We start from the raw sequence: 15,720 nt of genomic DNA, 5'->3' as shown, positions 1-15,720 counted from the left end.
TCGTCTCGGGAGTCGCCCGTGCTTCGCCGTCATGCCGTCTCCGCCGTCCTGGCCGGCTCGCTCCTGGCCGTTCCGGTCGCCGCGCTGCCCGCCTCCGCCGCGGCGCCTGCCGTGGAGATCGTCAAGGTGTACTACGACAGCCCCGGCGCCGACCGGCGTTCCAACAGCAGCCTCAACGCCGAGTACGTCACGATCAAGAACATCACGCGGCGGACGATCGACCTGGAGGGCTGGACGATCCGCGACAAGGCGGCGTACCGCTACACCTTCGGGCCCATCGTGCTGAAGCCCGGCAAGACGCTGACCCTGCGCACCGGCCAGGGCGACGACGGCACCAGCTCGGTGTTCTGGAACCGGCGAGCCTACGTCTGGAACAACGACACCGACACCGCATCCCTGCGCAACGCCAGCGGCAAGCTGATCGACTCCTGCTCCTACAACAGCACCCGCTACGACTACACGAACTGCCGCTGACCGGCAGGCGGTCAGCGCAGAGGGACGAACCCTCTGCGCCGACCTGTTCCCGAGCGAACCTGCGTCCTGCGGTGGCCGGCGATCTGCGCGCTAGCTGGCACGCGTGGGGAGGAGTTCGCCATACCGCGAGAACGCCTCACGTGCCTGCCGGCTGCTGGCCGCCCGTGGCGCGGTGCTCTTCCTCCCCGTCGAGGTAGGCCCTGAGTTTGCCGAGGAAGCGTTCCAGGCCCAGGTCGTAGGCTCCCTCCGGACAGGCGTGCCGGTCGTCGATCGGCACCCACTGGACTTCCCTGACCTGCCGCCGAACGGGACCGACACCTGACGAAGGCAGCCGATGTCGCAGGTCTCATCACGTATCTTCAAGATCACCGATACGGCGATACCGGTGTCCTCACGATCGAGGCCGCAGTACGACTGAGTGATCTGGTTGTGCGGTCGGGTGCTGCGTTGCATCGGCGCCCCTGGCATGACCGCGACCGGACCAGGGTCAGTCGTACAGGCGCCCCAGTAGGGCTCCCTGGCCGGACTGCAGGATATGGGCGGCCTCCAGCGGGATCCAGAAACACTCGAAGTGCGTGGGCTCCTGCTCGCCGTCGTGGTCCTCCTGGCTGGCCCACCGCTCCGCGGTGGGCTCGGTCACCTCCAAGCGGAAGACGTGACGGCGCTGGATCTCGAATCGGTACGGGCTCATGTCGTAGGTGGCCTCGCCGAGCTTCCGCACGATCGTGAAGTCCTTCAGACCGGTCTCCTCGCCAGCCTCACGCAGAGCCGCCGCCTCGGGCGTCTCGCCCGCGCGGATGCTGCCGGCCGGAACCTGGATGCCGACCTCCTCGTAGCTGTAGTCGGTGTGGCGGAACACCAGCAGCCGACCGTCGCGCACGATGTAGCACAGCGCCTTGTCCTTGGTGACCTTCTCGGGCATGGAAACCCTCCTTGTTATTCGCCGGGAACGGGATGGCAGTCATCACGGATCGGACGGTCGAGCGGCGGTGCCCTCATCGACTCCTGCTCCTACCGCGGCACCCGGTACGGCTACACGACCTGCTGACACCCTGGGTGGTGGGCAGCTCCGGCACACCACACGCCTGCCGCCCTGCAAGCGGTGCGTCCTCTCCGTCTCCGTGACCGGACGATGGTACGGCGCGTGCCGCGGCGGAACGTCGCCGGTGGCCGGTCGTTTCAGCCGGTGAGCTCGACCGGGCGGGCCGGGGCACCATTGGTGAGATACCCGGCCATGAGAGCGGCGAGGCCAGCCGGATAGACGGTCTGATCACTGGAGGTCAGCTCGGCCAGCGTCCACCAGCGCCAGTCCGGATCTCATCCGGCTGGGTCGCCGCGCCGGGCCGGACCTTGTCGGCGGGTATCCGGGCGAGGTAGTACCGCTCGACCTGGCGCACCGAGTGACCGCCGACCAGGTGGTCGCTGCTGCGGACGGCGAGCTGCGGGCCGAGGGCGACGTCGCCGACACCGAGTTCCTCGCGCATCTCCCGCACGGCGGCACCGGTGTGGTCCTCACCGGGTTCCAGGGAACCACCGGGAGTGGGCCAGAAGAAGAATCCGCTGTGCTCGTCGTAGCGCAGCAGCAGGACGCGGTCGTGCTCGTCGAGGACGATGACGCGGGCGGCCTGGCACAAGGTCGGCGCGGGCATGCAGCCGATCGTCTCAGTACTGCGGCCCGGATGTGAGGCGATGGCCGATGCGCTGTTCGACGCCCCGCCGTGACCAGCGGTGCGGAGGGCCTCCTCAGCCGCCCCGCACCGGCACCTGCCTGCCCGCGGGTCCGCGGACCCGCGAGCAGGCAGGAGGATGCCGGTCAAATCCAGGTGTAAGTGGCGTCCGTGATCGGCGGCAGCCACGGGTTCCCCACAGGTGCCTGCGGGCGAGGTGTTGCGAACCGGTCGGCCTGAATAGGCGACCGGCCTGCCGCACGTTCCGCCCCCCGTGGCGATGCCCCGCCCGGAAACACTTCTCTTACCCGACGGGAACGATTTTCTGCACGCCCTCAAAGCCGCCGATTGAAGATTGGGGGTTCTTTTATCGGAGCGGCGTGCTTATATCTCTGTTATCCACCGGGGGCGCAGAAGAATTCCGTTACGGAAGGAGCGTTCATGTCCAATGGCAGGTATTACCGGCGAGGTCATTGGGTGAACAAGCGCAGCCCGAAAGCCAAGCAGACCTCCGGCTGGGTCGTCGCGGCCGTCGTCGCGGTCCTGGCCGTGCTGTGGTTTGAGGCACCCGATGGCCCCGGGCCGGTTCACCAGCCGCCTCAGGTATCGGAATCGGCCGTACCGGCCGACGACCCGGTCGCTGACCGGCCCGTATCCTCCGATGAGGAGCCGCCCGAGCCGGTCGAGGCGCCGTGAGGCGCCGGCGCCGGGAGGTGCTGGCGCGCCTGCCCCGGCCGCGCATGCCCGTCGGCCGGACCGAGACGATCGCCGCCGCCCTTGTCGCCCTCGCCGCGGTTTACGCGGTGATCGTAATCGTCCGCACCGCCGCCGAGCTGATTTTCGGGCACTGGTATATCGGCATTCCGGCAGCGGTGTTCTCCGGTGCGCTCCTCACGCTGGGATGGCGGTGGAACATCGTCGCGGCACGCCGCCGCGCGGCCCGGCTGGCGGGTCTGCGGTTGACGCTTCCGGAAATCGATCTCATGGGTCATACGGCATTCGAGTACGCCGTCCGCGATCTCATGATCCGCGACGGCATTGACGCCCGGCGCATCGGCGGGAAGAACGACATGGCGGCCGACGTCATCGGCAAGGACCGCACCGCCCGCACCGCGAACGTCATCGTCGTGCAGTGCAAGCACACCACCGTCGGCGGCAAGGTGGGAGCCCGGGTGATCCACGAGGTCAACGGGACCGCCCGCCCCGCCCACGGCGCCGATCTCGCCGTGGTCGTCACCAACGGCTCCTTCACCCGCGGGGCCCGTCAGCGCGCCGCGATGTGGGGAATCGGACTGATCGGCCGGGACGAGCTCAGCCGCTGGGCAGGCGGCGAAACGAGCGTTCACCGGCTGCTGCGGACGACCTGGCCCGGATACCACAGGCGGCGGCTGCGCCGCCGCCTGTGGTATCCGGCCGCTTCCCCTGGCCATGACGTTCCCGCGGCGTCCTTTCCGGAGTGAACATCACCGTCAGCGGGCGATGCAGAAAGCGTTGATACAGCGCAGCCGAACCCCAGTCATGATCACGGTCCGCCTTCCTCGAAAAGGGACAAGTATCGAGGAAAGTCTCATCGGCGCCGATCGGGCCGATTCCGCCGGTTGATCAGTTCCAGGAAGTCCCGGACCATCGCCACATGCCGGTAGGCGGTGAGATCCGCCCGCAGCCCGCTCAGGCTGTCGGCGGCACGGGCCGAGGCCACCCCATTGGCCATCGTCAGGACCCGTGAGGCGGCGTCCACGGCGGCGTCGAGGTCGCCGGAGGCCAGATGCGCCTGCGCCCGGCGGGCCAGGTAGATCATGACGCCGCGCGTTTCCCGGTTCTCATCGTAAGGATCATGGTGTGACAGGGCGGCGTCGAACTGCGTTAGGGCGCGGCGCGGGTCGCCGAGGGTCAGCGCGGCATTGCCGGCGGACTGGTGGATCTCCCCGGCGCTCACCCAGGACAGGCCGGGCCGGTCTTCGGCGGCGGGCCCGGCCCGGTCGTAGGCGTCCACGGCGTCCTCGATCGCCCGGTAGGCGGCGGAGGGCTGCCTGGCGACGGAGCGCGCGCGGGCCTGGCGGACGTGCAGCAGCGCCAGCGCGCGGGGCGAGGTGATGCGCCGCCGGGTGGCGAGCGCCCTGTCGATCAGGTTCAGGGCGCCGCCCGGATCATCGTGGACGTAGCGCAGGTTCGCCCAGAACGCCAGCACGATCGCGCTGGTGGTGGCATCATCCGCGTCGGCCGCCGCGCGCAGCGCGGTGCGGAAGTGGCGCTCGGCGGCGGCGGTGCGTCCCAGGTCGTGTGCGCACCAGCCCGCCAGCCGGGAGACCTCGGCGGCGGCGGCGAACAGGCGGCGGCCGATCGGTTCGGCGTAGGAGCCCTCGTCCAGAACCTGGGTGATCATCTGTAGTTCGGTGGTCGCGGCCTGGTAGGTCTCCCCCGCCCCCACCTGGTCGTCCAGGTGGCGCAGCGCCTTCAGCCGCAGGTCGAACAAGTCGGCGGCATCACGGCCGACGCGCCGCCCGGCAATCGCGGCGGCGGCGGGGGCGCCGGTCCACTGCGCCAGCGGCGCGGCCAGCACGGCCGATGAGGTGATCAGGAAGCTCCGGCGATCCACTGGCCCTCCCGGGTGCCGTCGTGCCTTCACCGTACTCCCGGGGGGTCAGGGCGACGCCAGAGCGGTGCGATCACCATGGGAAACCGGGGTGCCACCGACACCGCGGGGGCGGCGCCGGAGACCTTTCAGATGCCTGTGGCGGGCATGCGCCACTGGGCATCGGCGGCCAGCGCGTCGCGTACCGCCGTCTCGCGGACGCCGACCCGGCGGGCGAGCTCGGCCGGGGCCCCGCTGCCGGGGTCGGCGTCACGGATCGCCCGCAGGTGCAGGCCGAGCAGCATCTCCAGCCGGACCACCCGGGCGCGCGCCGCTTCCAGTTCCCGGGCGGCGGCGTGGCGCACGTCACCGTCGAACGCACCGAGGCCGTCGTGTCCTTCGGCCGCGTGCTCGCGGGCGGCCTCGGCGCGCAGGTGCGCCAGGTGGATCTGGTTGTACTCGTCGATCACCGCCACGTCGTCGGCGAAGGCCCGGCCGGGCCGGATCCCCCTCCGGGCCGGGCACCGGGCGGGCGGGTTGCACACCGCGGCCAGCGCGGCCTCTGCTGTGGGGAAGAGCCGGTGCAGCGCATCGTCAGCCTCCATGGGAAAGAGCATGTACGGCGGGTCGTCACCACCGTAGGCGGGCCGTACCTCGACGACCGTCGCGGATGGGCCCAGCGGCCGTCCGCCGACGCCCCGTACTGGACGTTCTGGCTCATCATGGTCGCGGTCGAGGTACCTGGCATGATCAACTCTTAATCGAGGGGAACCGGGCGGGAGCGCGGGGACGCGGTCGAGGCCGGGCCGGAGCCGGGGGGCGTGTGCCGCACGTCGCGGACGCAGGCGGCGACGGCGGCCCCGCTCAGGGCCAGGGCGGCGCAGCCCCACAGCACCGGCCGCACCCCGGCCAGCTCCGACAACGGGCCGGCGAGGGCGTAGGCGACCGGCGTGAGCAGGGTGCCGAGCGCCGACGTGGTGGCGAGGATCCGGCTCAGCTGAACGTCAGGGATCGTCCGCTGGAGGAAACTCGTCCAGGTCACGAGCTGAATCGTCCCGGCGGCGCCGGTCGCACCGGCGGCCGCCGCGATCACCGGCAACGGCGCCCCGGCGGCCAGACTCACCAGCAGCAGCCCTTCGGGGATCGCGGCCGCGCAGACGACGACGCCGACCCGGGCCGGGCGCAGCAGCAGCGCGGTCACCGAGCCGGTGATCAGTCCGATCCCGATCGAGGAGTTGATCAGCCCCCAGCTGATGGCGCCGTCCAGATACCGCACGGTGTAGATCGGCCCCAGCACCGTCAAGGCGGCCCAGCACGCCGAGGTGACCATGCTCAACATGGTGAGCACCCACAGCCAGCGGCGGCCGGTGAACGCCGTCCAGCCCTCGGTCAGGTCCGTCCAGAACCGCGGCCGCCGCCGTGCACGGTCTGCGGGAGGAAGCCGTAGCGTGCGAAACACCACGGCGGCGACGGCATACGTGAAGGCGTCCCAGGCCAGCACCCAGTGCGCCCCGCCGACCGCGATCACGAGCCCGGCCAGGGCGGGCCCGCCGATGGCGACCAGGTTGCTGCCGATCTGGATCAGGGCGTTCGCCTCGACCAGCGCCTCGGGGGCCACCAGGGCGGCCAGTACGCTCTTCATCGCCGGCTGGAAGCAGGCCGCGGTGGCGCCCGCGATCACTCCCAGTCCGGCCAGCGCCGCCACCGTGGCGGTCCCGGTGGCCACCAGCACCGCCGCCGCCGTCTGCAGGCAGGCGTTGGTGACCTGCGCGGCGATGATGATCTTCTTGCGGGGCAGCCGGTCGGCCAGCACCCCGGCGACCGGTGTCACCGCGAGGAACGCCAGGAGGTCGGCCAGCAGGACACCGCTGAGCGCTCCGGCGCCGCCCCCTCCGGCGATCACCGCGAAGGCCAGCCCGAGCGGGGCGACCGTCGTGCCCAAGGTCGACGACAGGCGGGCCGCGGCGTAGCGGCGGTAGGGCGCGTTGGTGCGCAGCAGCTCCACCGAACCGGCCAGACGCCGGGGGATCACGCTCTCCTCCACGGCCGGAGTGAACGGCCCGCCGTACCGCGGCGGCGGGCTACGAGGGCCGGAGCCGACTCAGCGGGGCCGTGCGGCGACCGCACCGGCCGGTGGTCCGCCGCGGCCGTGGCGGTGGTGGGTGCGGTCATCGCGGCTCCCGGGTGGCGCGGATCAGACAGCAGGAGGTCGGGTCACCGTCGGTCTGGCTGTCGAGGCGGTCGATGACGATGCCGGTGAAGCCGTGCTCGGCGAGCAGGCGCCGCCACAGCTGGGGTGCGAGCACCCACCGGTACACCGTCTCCGGTTCGCCATCCCCGAGCCGCAGCCGCTGCGGTGACGGTTCGACCGTCCCTGCCGGGCCTTCGCCGAGGTCGTTGGTGTGCAGCACGGAGGCCACCAGTAGGCCGCCGGGCCGCAGCGCCGCGAAGAGGCCCGGGAGCAGCAGGTCCGGTGAGGTGAAGCAGAGCGCTCCGTGCACGCTGATGATCACGTCGAACTGCTCGGCGCTGCGCAGGTAGTCGACGGCGTCGGCGTGCACCAGCGTCAATCCGGGCAGAGCGCCGTAGACGGCGACGGCGCGCTCGTACTGCGACGGCGAGTTCTCGACGCCGGTGACGCGGGCGTGATGGTCGCGGGCGAGGTGGGCGGCGTAGCGGCCGGTGCCGCAGCCCAGCTCCAGTACCCGGCGGCCGGTCAGCGGCCCGAGTACCGCGGTGCCGGGCCCGGGGTTGCCGAAGCCCCAGGCGATGGTCTCCGGGATCGGTACGGCCGTCTTCCTGGCCAGGTGGTGGTTGCCGTAGCGGTCCCACGCTCGGCCGTTGGCCCTCTGGACTTCGGTCATCGCGCCGCGTCCTCCTGAGCCGCGGGCGTTATGCGATCTTGCTGCAGGAGCCACAGGTCGCGAAACAGCCCCGGCCGGGCCGTCAGCTCGGTGAACGTCCCCTGCGCGATGACGCGCCCGCCCTCCATGACGACGATCCGGTCGGCGACCGCGGTGTTGGCCAGGTTGTGGGTGACCAGCACGACCGCCCGGTCGTTTGCGAGCGCGCGCAGCCCGGTGAAGATCAGGTGCTCGGCGCGCGCGTCCAGGTCGGAGGTCGGCTCGTCCATCACCAGCAGACCGGCGTCGCGATGGATCGCGCGGGCGACCGCGATGCGCTGCCACTGGCCCGAGGACAGGGCCTGGCCGTTCCACCATTCCCGCGCCAGCAGCGTGCCCAGGCCGCTGCGCAGCACCGTGATCACCGCGTCGGCGCCGCTGGCGGCCGCCGCGCGGTGCACGGCCGCGTCCCCGTCCGGTTGGGGCTGGCCGAGGGTGATGTTCTCCCGGGCGGTCATCGGCCAGCGGGCGAACTCCTGCGGCACGACCGCGCACTCCTTCCACAGCGCGTACGGGTCCAGATCCCGGGTGCTGATCCCGTCCCAGGTGACCACCCCGGCCGTGGGCAGGTTGAGGCCGCACAAAAGCTTCATCAGGGTGGTCTTGCCGGAGCCGTTCTCGCCCACCACGGCGACGATCTCCCCTTGGCGGACCTCGAAGTCCACCTCGCGCAGGGTGTCGGACTCGGCTTCGGGGTAGCGGTAGGTGACCTGGTGCAGGGCCACGTGCCGGGGCCGGTCCGGGGTGAGGGCACCGCGGTCCAGGCGCTGCCCGGCGGCCTCGTCGATGAAGGACTCCCAGTCGTCCATGTAGCGGCCGGTGCGCATCAGGTCGGCGCCGTAGCCGACGATGCCGTGCAGGCCGCCGGAGGCCGAGCGCAGCGCGAACACCAGCGTGCCGGCGGCGGCCGCGCCGATGTGCCCGGTGCCCAGCAGCACCATCACCCCGGCCCACATCAGGGCGGCGGCCAGGCCGCTGGCGGCCGAGCCCACCAGGCTGATCTTGGCGTGCTGCCAGGTGGTCTCGTCGACGGTGCGGTCCACCCGGACGCCGCTGGCCCGGTACTTGTCCAGCAGGTAGGAGGCCAGGGTGTCGGTGCGGATCTGGTCGGCCTGGTCCTTGTGGGACAGGTACCAGCGCAGCATGTTCAGCATCCGCTGATCGCGGAACGTGCGCAGCGTCGCCAGGTAGGTGACGCGCTCACCCGCGACGGACGCCAGCGCCTGCGGCAGGGCGGTCAGCACCAGCAGCGGCAGCAGGACCGGCGCCAGCGCACCGACGACCACGGCCGCGGCGATCAGCGTGGCCGCCGAGGAGACCAGGTTCTGCGACTCGCCGATCATGTCCCGGCTGACCTCGACGCCCCGGTCGGCCTTGTCGTAGCGGTCATCGAATCCGGGGTGGTCGTAGGCGGCCATCTCCGCGCCGGCGGCCGCATGGAGCATGCGGTATTCGGCCTCCCGGGCGATCCGCAGCCCCAGCCGGTTCGACAACCCTTGAATCGCGATGCCCAGGATCGCGCGCAGCCCGGCTGTTGCGGCCAGCATCAGCACGGACGGCAGGGCCGCGGTCAGGTGCGCGGGATCGCTGGCGGACTGGATCAGCGCGCTGAGCGCCGCAGTGGTGGCGAACAGGCCGAGTGCCTCCAGCAGACCGGAGATCACCTGGCAGGCCAGCAGGGCGATCGTCGAGCGCCGGTCCACCGCCCAGGCCAGGACGAAGGAGCGGCGCACCAGTTTGGGCAGGCGGCTGATCAAGCTGCGCCAGGTCAGGTGCCGGGCCAGCTCGGCGCTGTCGCCGCCGTTGTAGACGAACTCCAGCTCTTCGCTGTGCGGTCGGGGGGCGGCGTCGGTGTCGGCGGTCTGGTCAGCCACGGGCGACTCCTCATCCAGAGGCCGGAAGACGCCTGCCCGAGCAGGCAGGCGCGTTATGCCACGCTGGCCGCCGCTCTTTCATCCAGGTGAGCACAGCCAGGGTCCGCCGCAGCACCCGTCCGGGTGCCGCTGGCGGGCTCAGTCGATGCGGCCGTGCCGGAGCTTGTCTCTTTGCCGGGATCGGCAGGTGGCCCCGTCTGCGGTGGTCCGGTCATGGACCCCGTGGGAGGGGATGTGGCCGATCGTCGGCCAGGTGCGGCGAACCTGCTGGGCTTGCTGGGACCACGACACTGATGTCTCTCCCTCAAGCAGCGATGGATGATCACGCGCTGGTCGGGAAGGCCGCAGCAGCCGGACGGGACGGGGCCGCAGTCTTTTCCCGAGGTGGGGAATGGTGCGTGGCCTGCGACAGGCGCAGACCACGCACCATTCGGGATCGTTACCGGCCGACGTAGGCGAACGTCGGGTGCGGGTGCATGAGGAAGTCGTGGTGGGAGATGTTCCAGGCGTAGGCGCCGACCATGGCGAACTCCACCACGTCGCCCGGCTCCAGCGCGATCGGTACCTTGGCCGACAGCTGGTCCTTGGGGGTGCACAGCTGGCCGACGAGGGTGATCGGTTCTCCGGGCGTGCCCGGCACGACCGGCTGGTCGTGGCCCTTGGTGGCGGGGGTGCGGATGTGGTGGGTGCCGCCGGCCAGCACGGCGAACAGCTGCCCGTGTACGCGCTTAACGTCGATGACGCGGGTGGCGTAGCGGCCGCAGTACACCGTCACCGAGCGGCCCGGCTCGATGCGCAGGGTCTCCCCATCGCGGCGGAGCTTGGCCAGGCCCTGGCCGTAGGCGACCCAGTCGAAGCGGGCCTCGGGGTCGGCGTAGGAGACGGCCATGCCGCCGCCCAGGTTGATCTCGCTCAGGCCCAGGCCGCGGGCATAGTCCACAACGGCGGAGGCCAGCTGCAGGAGCTGCTCGGCGTGCAGGCCGCTGGCCAGGTGGGCGTGGATGCCGTGGACCCGCACCCGGTCTTGGCCCTGCACCAGGGCCAGGCATTCGGTGACGCCGTCGGGGTCCATGCCGAACGGGGTGGCGCCGCCGCCCATGGCCAGTGCCGCCCCGGTGATGGGGATGTCCAGGTTGACCCGCAGCAGGACATCGGCCGTGCGGCCGGAGGCCAGCAGGCGCCGCATCTCGCCGGGGCTTTCCACGTGCAGGCGGTAGACGTCGGAGGTGAGTTCGGCGTCGGTCTTGCCTGGACCGCCCAGCGCGATCGGTATGTCGGGGAACAGCGCCTGCACGTGCGCGAGCTCGCCGCCGGAGGCGACCTCGAAGCCGTCGACGTAGCGGGCCAGCACGCGCAGCAACTCGGGGTCGGGGTTGGCCTTGACCGCGTAGTGGAATTCGATGTCGCCCAGCGCTTCGCGGATCGCCGCGACGTGGGCGTCCAGCGCGTTCAGGTCGTAGACGAAGGCGGGCAGTTGCCCGGCGGCCGCGAGCTCGCACGCCTTGGCGGTCATGGCGTCGGTCATGACAGAGGTCATGGCGTCTCCGGTTCTCGGGGGTGCGGCCGGGCCCGGGGCAGGCCCGGCCGATCGACGGGGGCGGCTCAGGTCAGGGCAAGCGTGGATTCGATGACGAGGTAGTGAGCAGGCGTCACCGTGACGGTGACTTCCACGACCCGCCCGGCGCCGGTACGGCCGACACGGTGGATGTCGACGACGGTGCGCTCGGAGCTGATCTCCAGTGCCTCCACCTCCTGCGGGGTCGGCAGCCGCACCAGGGACCGCTCGATCGCCGCGGTCTGCCTTCCCTTCGGCGCTGCCGTCGCCGGTCGCGGTCGCTGTCAGCAGCAGGTTGGTGCCGGAGATGACAGTGACGAGCCGGCCGCCGGGCCGCAGCGCGGCCAGCCAGCTCGGCGGGATCGGCCGGACCGCGGTCATGGAGACGATCCGGTCGTAGGTGCCAGGCAGCGGGCCGGTGCCGTCAGCGCACAGCATCTGGACGTGCAGGCCGATCGCGGCCAGGCGCTCGGTGGCGGCATCGGTCAGGTAGGGGTCGACGTCGCTGCTGGTGACGCGAGTGTCGCCCAGCAGCCGGGCCGCCAGGGCGGTGCTGTAGCCGGAACCGGTGGCGACCAGCAGCAGGTCGTCACCCGGGTAGACCTGGCCGTGGCGCAGCATCCGCACCGCCAGGCTCGGCATCGCCGACGACGACGTCGGTGTCCCTGCCGTGATCGTGCCGGGTGGGGCGTGGTCGGCGTGGCGGCGGTTGACCTGGGTGACGAGGGAGGCGTTGCGGTAGGCCGCGGCCAGCCATGCCGCTTCATCGTCAGCGCCGACGCGCACCTGCCAGCGGCCCCAGGCGGCTCCGCCGGGGGTGGCCCACCAGCGCGGGATGAACCGGTGGCGCGCCACGGTGGCGAGGGGCTCGTGCCACCGGGATCCGGTGGGCACGATCTTCACTGCCAGACGTTCGGCATGCTGCTGCCACACCACAGGGTTTCCTCCTCCATCTGGGGGTCGCCGTCTGGGCAGGTCAGGTCATCTCCGCTACGGGTTCATCAGCGCCGGTGACGATCGGTAGCCGCGCGGCCGGGACGGCGAGCCCGTGAAGGGCGACCCGGACATACGTGCGGTCATCGAAACTGGACGCGCCGGGTGCGACCGGCTTGGTCGAGGGGTGATCACCGATCCGCAGCGGGTCCGCGGCCAGGGACTGGGCGAGCTGGTGTTCGGCGGCGGCCAGGTCCGGGGCGGCCGACAGGTAGCCGTCGGAGGCCAAGACGACCTCGGTGACCTCCTCCAAGGAGAACGTCTCGATGAAGGCGTCCGGTACCGGTCGGCCGTCCAGGACTCCGTACCCGTAGGGGCCCTCGCGCAGCGCCAGCCGGCTCTGCTTCGTCAGCAGCGGCAGCAGCATGTGCCGTCCGGGATCGTGCGCGGCCAGCTCGGCGGGGGAGTGCCCTTCGGCCAGCAGGCACTGCAGGTACGCCGCCCGCACGCCGGCCATCACCCGATCCAGCGGGGAATCGCCGGGGTGGTGCTCCCAGCCGCCGGAGCGTTTCACGGCCACGTGAACGTCACCGACCCGCCAAGCCAGGTTGTGCCGGGGCCACAGGACCGCCGTCACAGCCGCCGGCGCCACGGGGTCGTCATCGGCGACCCCCCACCTACGGCGCAGCCGCACCAGGTCCGAGGTGACCGCCGCCACGGCCCCGGCGGGAGCCCCGCCGGGGCCGAGCCGCTCCAGAGTCGCCGCGACGCATTCCGCGGCCTGGGCTCCTCCGGTCATCCCGTCGTAGCTGCGCCCCGACTTGTCGGTGACGCCGTCGATGACCGCGATGGTGTGGACGCCGTCCCGGTCTTCGACGACCAGGAGCCGGTCTTCGCCGTCACCGGCACCTTTGGGGGTGAACGCGTGTTCGATGACGATGCCCAAGGTCTCTCCTTCGAAAGGTCAGAGGGGGATTTCCTGGCGCGGCTGATCAGGGAAGTTCTCCTCGTCGAACAGCACCCACCCGGTGATCGTCACCTCATACAGGCGGGTCGGACTCTGGCGGGCTGCGAGCCTGGCCGGGTCCAGTGCGCCCGCCGCAGCCGGCCAGCGGGCGATGAACGCGCTGATCTGCTCCTCGATGCCGACCGCGGGAAGCTCACGCGCCCGGCCGGTGAACGACACGCCTCGCACCGTCTGCCCGAGCCCGTCCAGGTCGATGGCGACGATGGCTCCGGCAACGCGCGAGTCGGCGGCCAGGTTGCGGCTGTGGGCGCGGTCATGGCGGGAGATCCACCGCAGCATGTCAGGGGCGAAGTGCGGATGGTACCAGAGGCTGCACGCCAGCGGGGCCCCGTCAGCGCCCAATGTCGCCAGCTGCATCAGCGTCCCGCCGGTGACGTAGTCCTCCAGCAGGGCCCGCGGGGTGGTCATCGGTTCAGCTCCCGGAGACGGGAGGAGGCCGCAGGTGCGATCGCATCCGGGGTGGGGAGCGCACCGTACCGGTGAAGCCGAGCCGCTACGTCCCCCGCTCTGCCGTCCCTTTCAGGAACCATCGCTGCCCGGAGAAGCAACTGGTTCGCGGAGCATGACGCTGTAGCGCGGCGACTCCGGAGCGTGCTTGATCTCACCCAAGACCACGTATCCCCAGCGTAGGTAGGCACTGTGCGCAGGTTCGTTGCCGATGATGCACGTCAGCGCCGTCCACGACTCGGTCCTGCCGGCGAGGATCTCATCGTGCAAGCGGCGTCCGAGGCCTTGCCCGGCGTGGGCGTGCCGGACCATCAGCTCCCGCAGCCAGAAGATGTCCCCGGACGCGGCCGCAGCACGCGCCGTGAGCGGCTGGGCGTCCAGGACGGCCGCCCACCAGGCCCGCTCAGGGGTCAGGGTCGAGCCGTGAACGCATCCGAGGAGCTCCTCACCGCGGCGCGCGGTGACGCACTCGAAACCCGGCAGTTCCAGCGACTCACGGAGCCGGTCAGAGTAGGTCGCAGCGGAGAAGAACGGATCCCCTCCGTACGGGGGGACGCTGTAGACCTCAGCGTAGATGTCGACGAGTTCGTCGATGAACTCCTTGGCGGCGTGGGCATCGTGTCGGCGGAACTGAATCTGCGTCATAGGGGGATCGCCCTTTCCTCGGCTCCAGGCTTCAGGCACTGTAGCGGGCGAGTTGATCAGTGATCTCGCGTACGGGGGGGCTCGTCTGGTGGGCGGCGAGACCTTGGCGAACCAACCGCAGCCGCTGATGGATGCGGGTGGAGGAGATCCCGTCCTCGGCCAGCGCCAGTGACTCCCGGGTCGCGGCGACGCAGCGATCCAGGTCACCCCCGTCCAAGGCGGCGCCCGCCAGCCGGGCCAGGGACATGCCCCGGTTACGGGAGTACTCCACCGGCTGCAGCTCGGCCGCCCGCTCCAACAGCACAACCGAACGGCCGTGCTGGCCCAGATCGGCACGGCAGATGCCCTCCAGGCAGCGCAGTTCCGCCTCGTTGAGGAACGCGGTCCACTCCGGATCCCGATCGGTGACGCCATGGTCGAAAGCCGCCCACGCCTGGGAGAGCGCTGCCTCGAACGCGCGGACGTCCCCGGCTACGGCATGGCCGTGCGCTTCCCGGATCGCCAGCAGCGCCCATACGCGAGGCGGCGCATCCCATTGGCTTGCGTGGCCACGCGCCAGCTGAGCAAACCGGACGGCTTCCCGTGGTCTGCCGAGGTCCACTGCCTGGCGGGCCATGTTGGCCAATGTGCGCGCGGCGAGGACATCGTCGCCGTTGAGCATGGCGGTGTTGAGCGCTTCGGAGAAATGCGCGCGCGCTTCGGTTTGCTGGCCGGCGTCGTAGCAGAACCAGCCGATGGACGTTGTCAACTGCCCCGCGATCCCGTGCAACTGGTGGCCGATGGAATCGCTGTAGGTGCCCTGCTCGATCAGGTGCTGCACGAGCAGCAGTTGCACCCGGGCCGAACGCCACAGCCGGTCACCGCCGAACCGCTGGTCGATGATGTCCAGGTCCAGCGCGGTGGCCTGCAAGAGCGCCACCTCTTCGCTGCCGACCCGCGGGCCGTGCTTGTCGTGGGAGGAGGCGAACGCCGGCGCCATCCACGGCAGGGCCCCGACCGCTCCCATACCCAGCGCGGCGGCCCCGGCGATGACCTGCCGTCGATCAGGTACGCCCATGCTGTTCACCGGTTCGTCCTGCGTTTCGTCGCACGTGGCTCTGCGAGCAGACGATAACCCCTGTTTCGGTCGAAAGCCTAGGTCGTGGACGCTACGGCCGAAAAACCGCTCCAGCACACGGCGGTGATCGGTGTGCGGCCATGGCGGATCCGGGCTCTCCCAGCGCCGGTACTGCCGCGGGCTCACCGTCGCGGGCTGGGTGATCTCATGCTTTTGGAGCATCTTCCACGACAGCGCGCTGAGCTGCTCGGCGGCTTCTTCCTGGGTGAGGTTGGCCGCCTGGCGCACGCGCATCAAAGGCCGGTCTGCGGGCCGGCTCTCGTCCATGCGGTCCTCCTGGCCATGGGATCTGCTGTTTCACCGTAATGGAGCGGGTGGCGATGTCCAGGGTCGGCTGATGCGAAATCGGAAAACGGCCGGAAGATGACCGGTCAATGGCCGGTGGGCGTCCGCTTTTCGGCCGCGCAACGACCTGGAAAGGCCTGTCATCGAACCGCTTGACTTAAGGGCCTTGTTAAGCGACTTCATCCCCGACATGTGTCAATGAGGAGTTTCTCCCCTTACAT

The 15,720-nt window shown here is 70.8% G+C and carries 16 protein-coding genes and 2 pseudogenes; 3 read left to right on the top strand and 15 right to left on the bottom strand.

Annotated features, from left to right (window positions below; genetic code table 11):
* Positions 1–18 precede the first annotated feature (18 nt).
* On the top strand, positions 19–474 hold the full coding sequence (locus HS045_RS30025) for a lamin tail domain-containing protein (protein WP_307827798.1): 456 nt from the start codon (positions 19–21) through the stop codon (positions 472–474).
* Positions 475–610: 136 nt separating this feature from the next.
* Here the strand turns inward: HS045_RS30025 and HS045_RS30020 are convergent, their stop codons facing one another.
* The 3 genes from HS045_RS30020 to HS045_RS30010 form a co-directional block, all read right to left on the bottom strand.
* Entirely contained in the window at positions 611–751 is a 141-nt protein-coding gene (locus tag HS045_RS30020; RefSeq protein ID WP_196454982.1) for a hypothetical protein, read from the bottom strand.
* Positions 752–961: 210 nt separating this feature from the next.
* Positions 962–1,396 carry an NUDIX domain-containing protein gene (locus HS045_RS30015; protein WP_196454981.1) on the bottom strand — a complete coding sequence of 145 codons (435 nt, stop codon included), beginning with the start codon at positions 1,394–1,396 and terminating at the stop codon, positions 962–964.
* Between the two features lie 358 nt (positions 1,397–1,754).
* Positions 1,755–2,123 carry an NUDIX domain-containing protein gene (locus tag HS045_RS30010; protein WP_196454980.1) on the bottom strand — a complete coding sequence of 123 codons (369 nt, stop codon included), beginning with the start codon at positions 2,121–2,123 and terminating at the stop codon, positions 1,755–1,757.
* A gap of 459 nt (positions 2,124–2,582) precedes the next feature.
* On the opposite strand from HS045_RS30010, the gene HS045_RS30005 reads away from it, so the two are divergent.
* Together HS045_RS30005 and HS045_RS30000 are read left to right on the top strand one after the other, a co-directional pair.
* The gene (locus HS045_RS30005; protein ID WP_196454979.1) at positions 2,583–2,837 is read left to right on the top strand and encodes a hypothetical protein; all 255 of its coding nucleotides are present in this window, start codon (positions 2,583–2,585) and stop codon (positions 2,835–2,837) included.
* A gap of 17 nt (positions 2,838–2,854) precedes the next feature.
* On the top strand, positions 2,855–3,601 hold the full coding sequence (locus HS045_RS30000) for a restriction endonuclease (protein ID WP_196454978.1): 747 nt from the start codon (positions 2,855–2,857) through the stop codon (positions 3,599–3,601).
* A 107-nt stretch (positions 3,602–3,708) separates the two neighbouring features.
* Here HS045_RS30000 and HS045_RS29995 read toward each other — a convergent pair whose 3' ends face one another.
* The 12 genes and pseudogenes from HS045_RS29995 to HS045_RS29950 form a co-directional block, all read right to left on the bottom strand.
* On the bottom strand, positions 3,709–4,737 hold the full coding sequence (locus HS045_RS29995) for a hypothetical protein (protein ID WP_196454977.1): 1,029 nt from the start codon (positions 4,735–4,737) through the stop codon (positions 3,709–3,711).
* Positions 4,738–4,862: 125 nt separating this feature from the next.
* Complete coding sequence (locus HS045_RS29990; protein WP_196454976.1) at positions 4,863–5,318, bottom strand: hypothetical protein; 456 nt, start codon at positions 5,316–5,318, stop codon at positions 4,863–4,865.
* A 152-nt stretch (positions 5,319–5,470) separates the two neighbouring features.
* Positions 5,471–6,745: an MFS transporter gene (locus tag HS045_RS29985; RefSeq protein ID WP_196454975.1), complete on the bottom strand. Its 1,275-nt coding sequence runs from the start codon at positions 6,743–6,745 to the stop codon at positions 5,471–5,473.
* Positions 6,746–6,881: 136 nt separating this feature from the next.
* The gene (locus HS045_RS29980; protein ID WP_196454974.1) at positions 6,882–7,577 is read right to left on the bottom strand and encodes a bifunctional 2-polyprenyl-6-hydroxyphenol methylase/3-demethylubiquinol 3-O-methyltransferase UbiG; all 696 of its coding nucleotides are present in this window, start codon (positions 7,575–7,577) and stop codon (positions 6,882–6,884) included.
* Positions 7,574–9,490, bottom strand: coding sequence for an ABC transporter ATP-binding protein (locus HS045_RS36295; RefSeq protein ID WP_196454973.1), 1,917 nt, complete (start codon positions 9,488–9,490; stop codon positions 7,574–7,576). Before HS045_RS36295 ends, HS045_RS29980 begins: the two co-directional genes overlap by 4 nt.
* A gap of 439 nt (positions 9,491–9,929) precedes the next feature.
* Positions 9,930–10,934: pseudogene (locus HS045_RS36470) on the bottom strand (alanine racemase); the annotation flags it as partial.
* A gap of 158 nt (positions 10,935–11,092) precedes the next feature.
* The gene (locus HS045_RS36465; RefSeq protein ID WP_374191427.1) at positions 11,093–11,239 is read right to left on the bottom strand and encodes a hypothetical protein; all 147 of its coding nucleotides are present in this window, start codon (positions 11,237–11,239) and stop codon (positions 11,093–11,095) included.
* A 64-nt stretch (positions 11,240–11,303) separates the two neighbouring features.
* Positions 11,304–11,831 (bottom strand): annotated as a pseudogene (locus HS045_RS36460) (methyltransferase domain-containing protein); the annotation flags it as partial.
* Positions 11,832–12,021: 190 nt separating this feature from the next.
* Positions 12,022–12,924, bottom strand: coding sequence for a hypothetical protein (locus tag HS045_RS29965; protein WP_196454971.1), 903 nt, complete (start codon positions 12,922–12,924; stop codon positions 12,022–12,024).
* 18 nt (positions 12,925–12,942) lie between these two features.
* Entirely contained in the window at positions 12,943–13,413 is a 471-nt protein-coding gene (locus HS045_RS29960) for a pyridoxamine 5'-phosphate oxidase family protein (protein ID WP_196454970.1), read from the bottom strand.
* A 111-nt stretch (positions 13,414–13,524) separates the two neighbouring features.
* Entirely contained in the window at positions 13,525–14,097 is a 573-nt protein-coding gene (locus HS045_RS29955) for a GNAT family N-acetyltransferase (protein ID WP_196454969.1), read from the bottom strand.
* 31 nt (positions 14,098–14,128) lie between these two features.
* Positions 14,129–15,481 carry a hypothetical protein gene (locus tag HS045_RS29950; protein WP_196454968.1) on the bottom strand — a complete coding sequence of 451 codons (1,353 nt, stop codon included), beginning with the start codon at positions 15,479–15,481 and terminating at the stop codon, positions 14,129–14,131.
* Positions 15,482–15,720 lie beyond the last annotated feature (239 nt).

The organism is Planomonospora sp. ID82291 (assembly GCF_015711645.1).
GTDB lineage: Bacteria > Actinomycetota > Actinomycetes > Streptosporangiales > Streptosporangiaceae > Planomonospora.
The sequence above is the reverse complement of the archived record's forward strand: the minus strand, read 5'-3'. Positions and strand labels throughout refer to the sequence as shown.

Coding starts and splice junctions, on each gene's coding strand:
- HS045_RS30015 (WP_196454981.1), bottom strand. CDS start 1,396: ATGCCCGAGAAGGTCACCAAGGACAAGGCGCTGTGCTACATCGTGCGC.
- HS045_RS30010 (WP_196454980.1), bottom strand. CDS start 2,123: ATGCCCGCGCCGACCTTGTGCCAGGCCGCCCGCGTCATCGTCCTCGAC.
- HS045_RS30005 (WP_196454979.1), top strand. CDS start 2,583: ATGTCCAATGGCAGGTATTACCGGCGAGGTCATTGGGTGAACAAGCGC.
- HS045_RS29990 (WP_196454976.1), bottom strand. CDS start 5,318: ATGGAGGCTGACGATGCGCTGCACCGGCTCTTCCCCACAGCAGAGGCC.
- HS045_RS29980 (WP_196454974.1), bottom strand. CDS start 7,577: ATGACCGAAGTCCAGAGGGCCAACGGCCGAGCGTGGGACCGCTACGGC.
- HS045_RS29960 (WP_196454970.1), bottom strand. CDS start 13,413: ATGACCACCCCGCGGGCCCTGCTGGAGGACTACGTCACCGGCGGGACG.
- HS045_RS29955 (WP_196454969.1), bottom strand. CDS start 14,097: ATGACGCAGATTCAGTTCCGCCGACACGATGCCCACGCCGCCAAGGAG.
- HS045_RS29950 (WP_196454968.1), bottom strand. CDS start 15,481: ATGGACGAGAGCCGGCCCGCAGACCGGCCTTTGATGCGCGTGCGCCAG.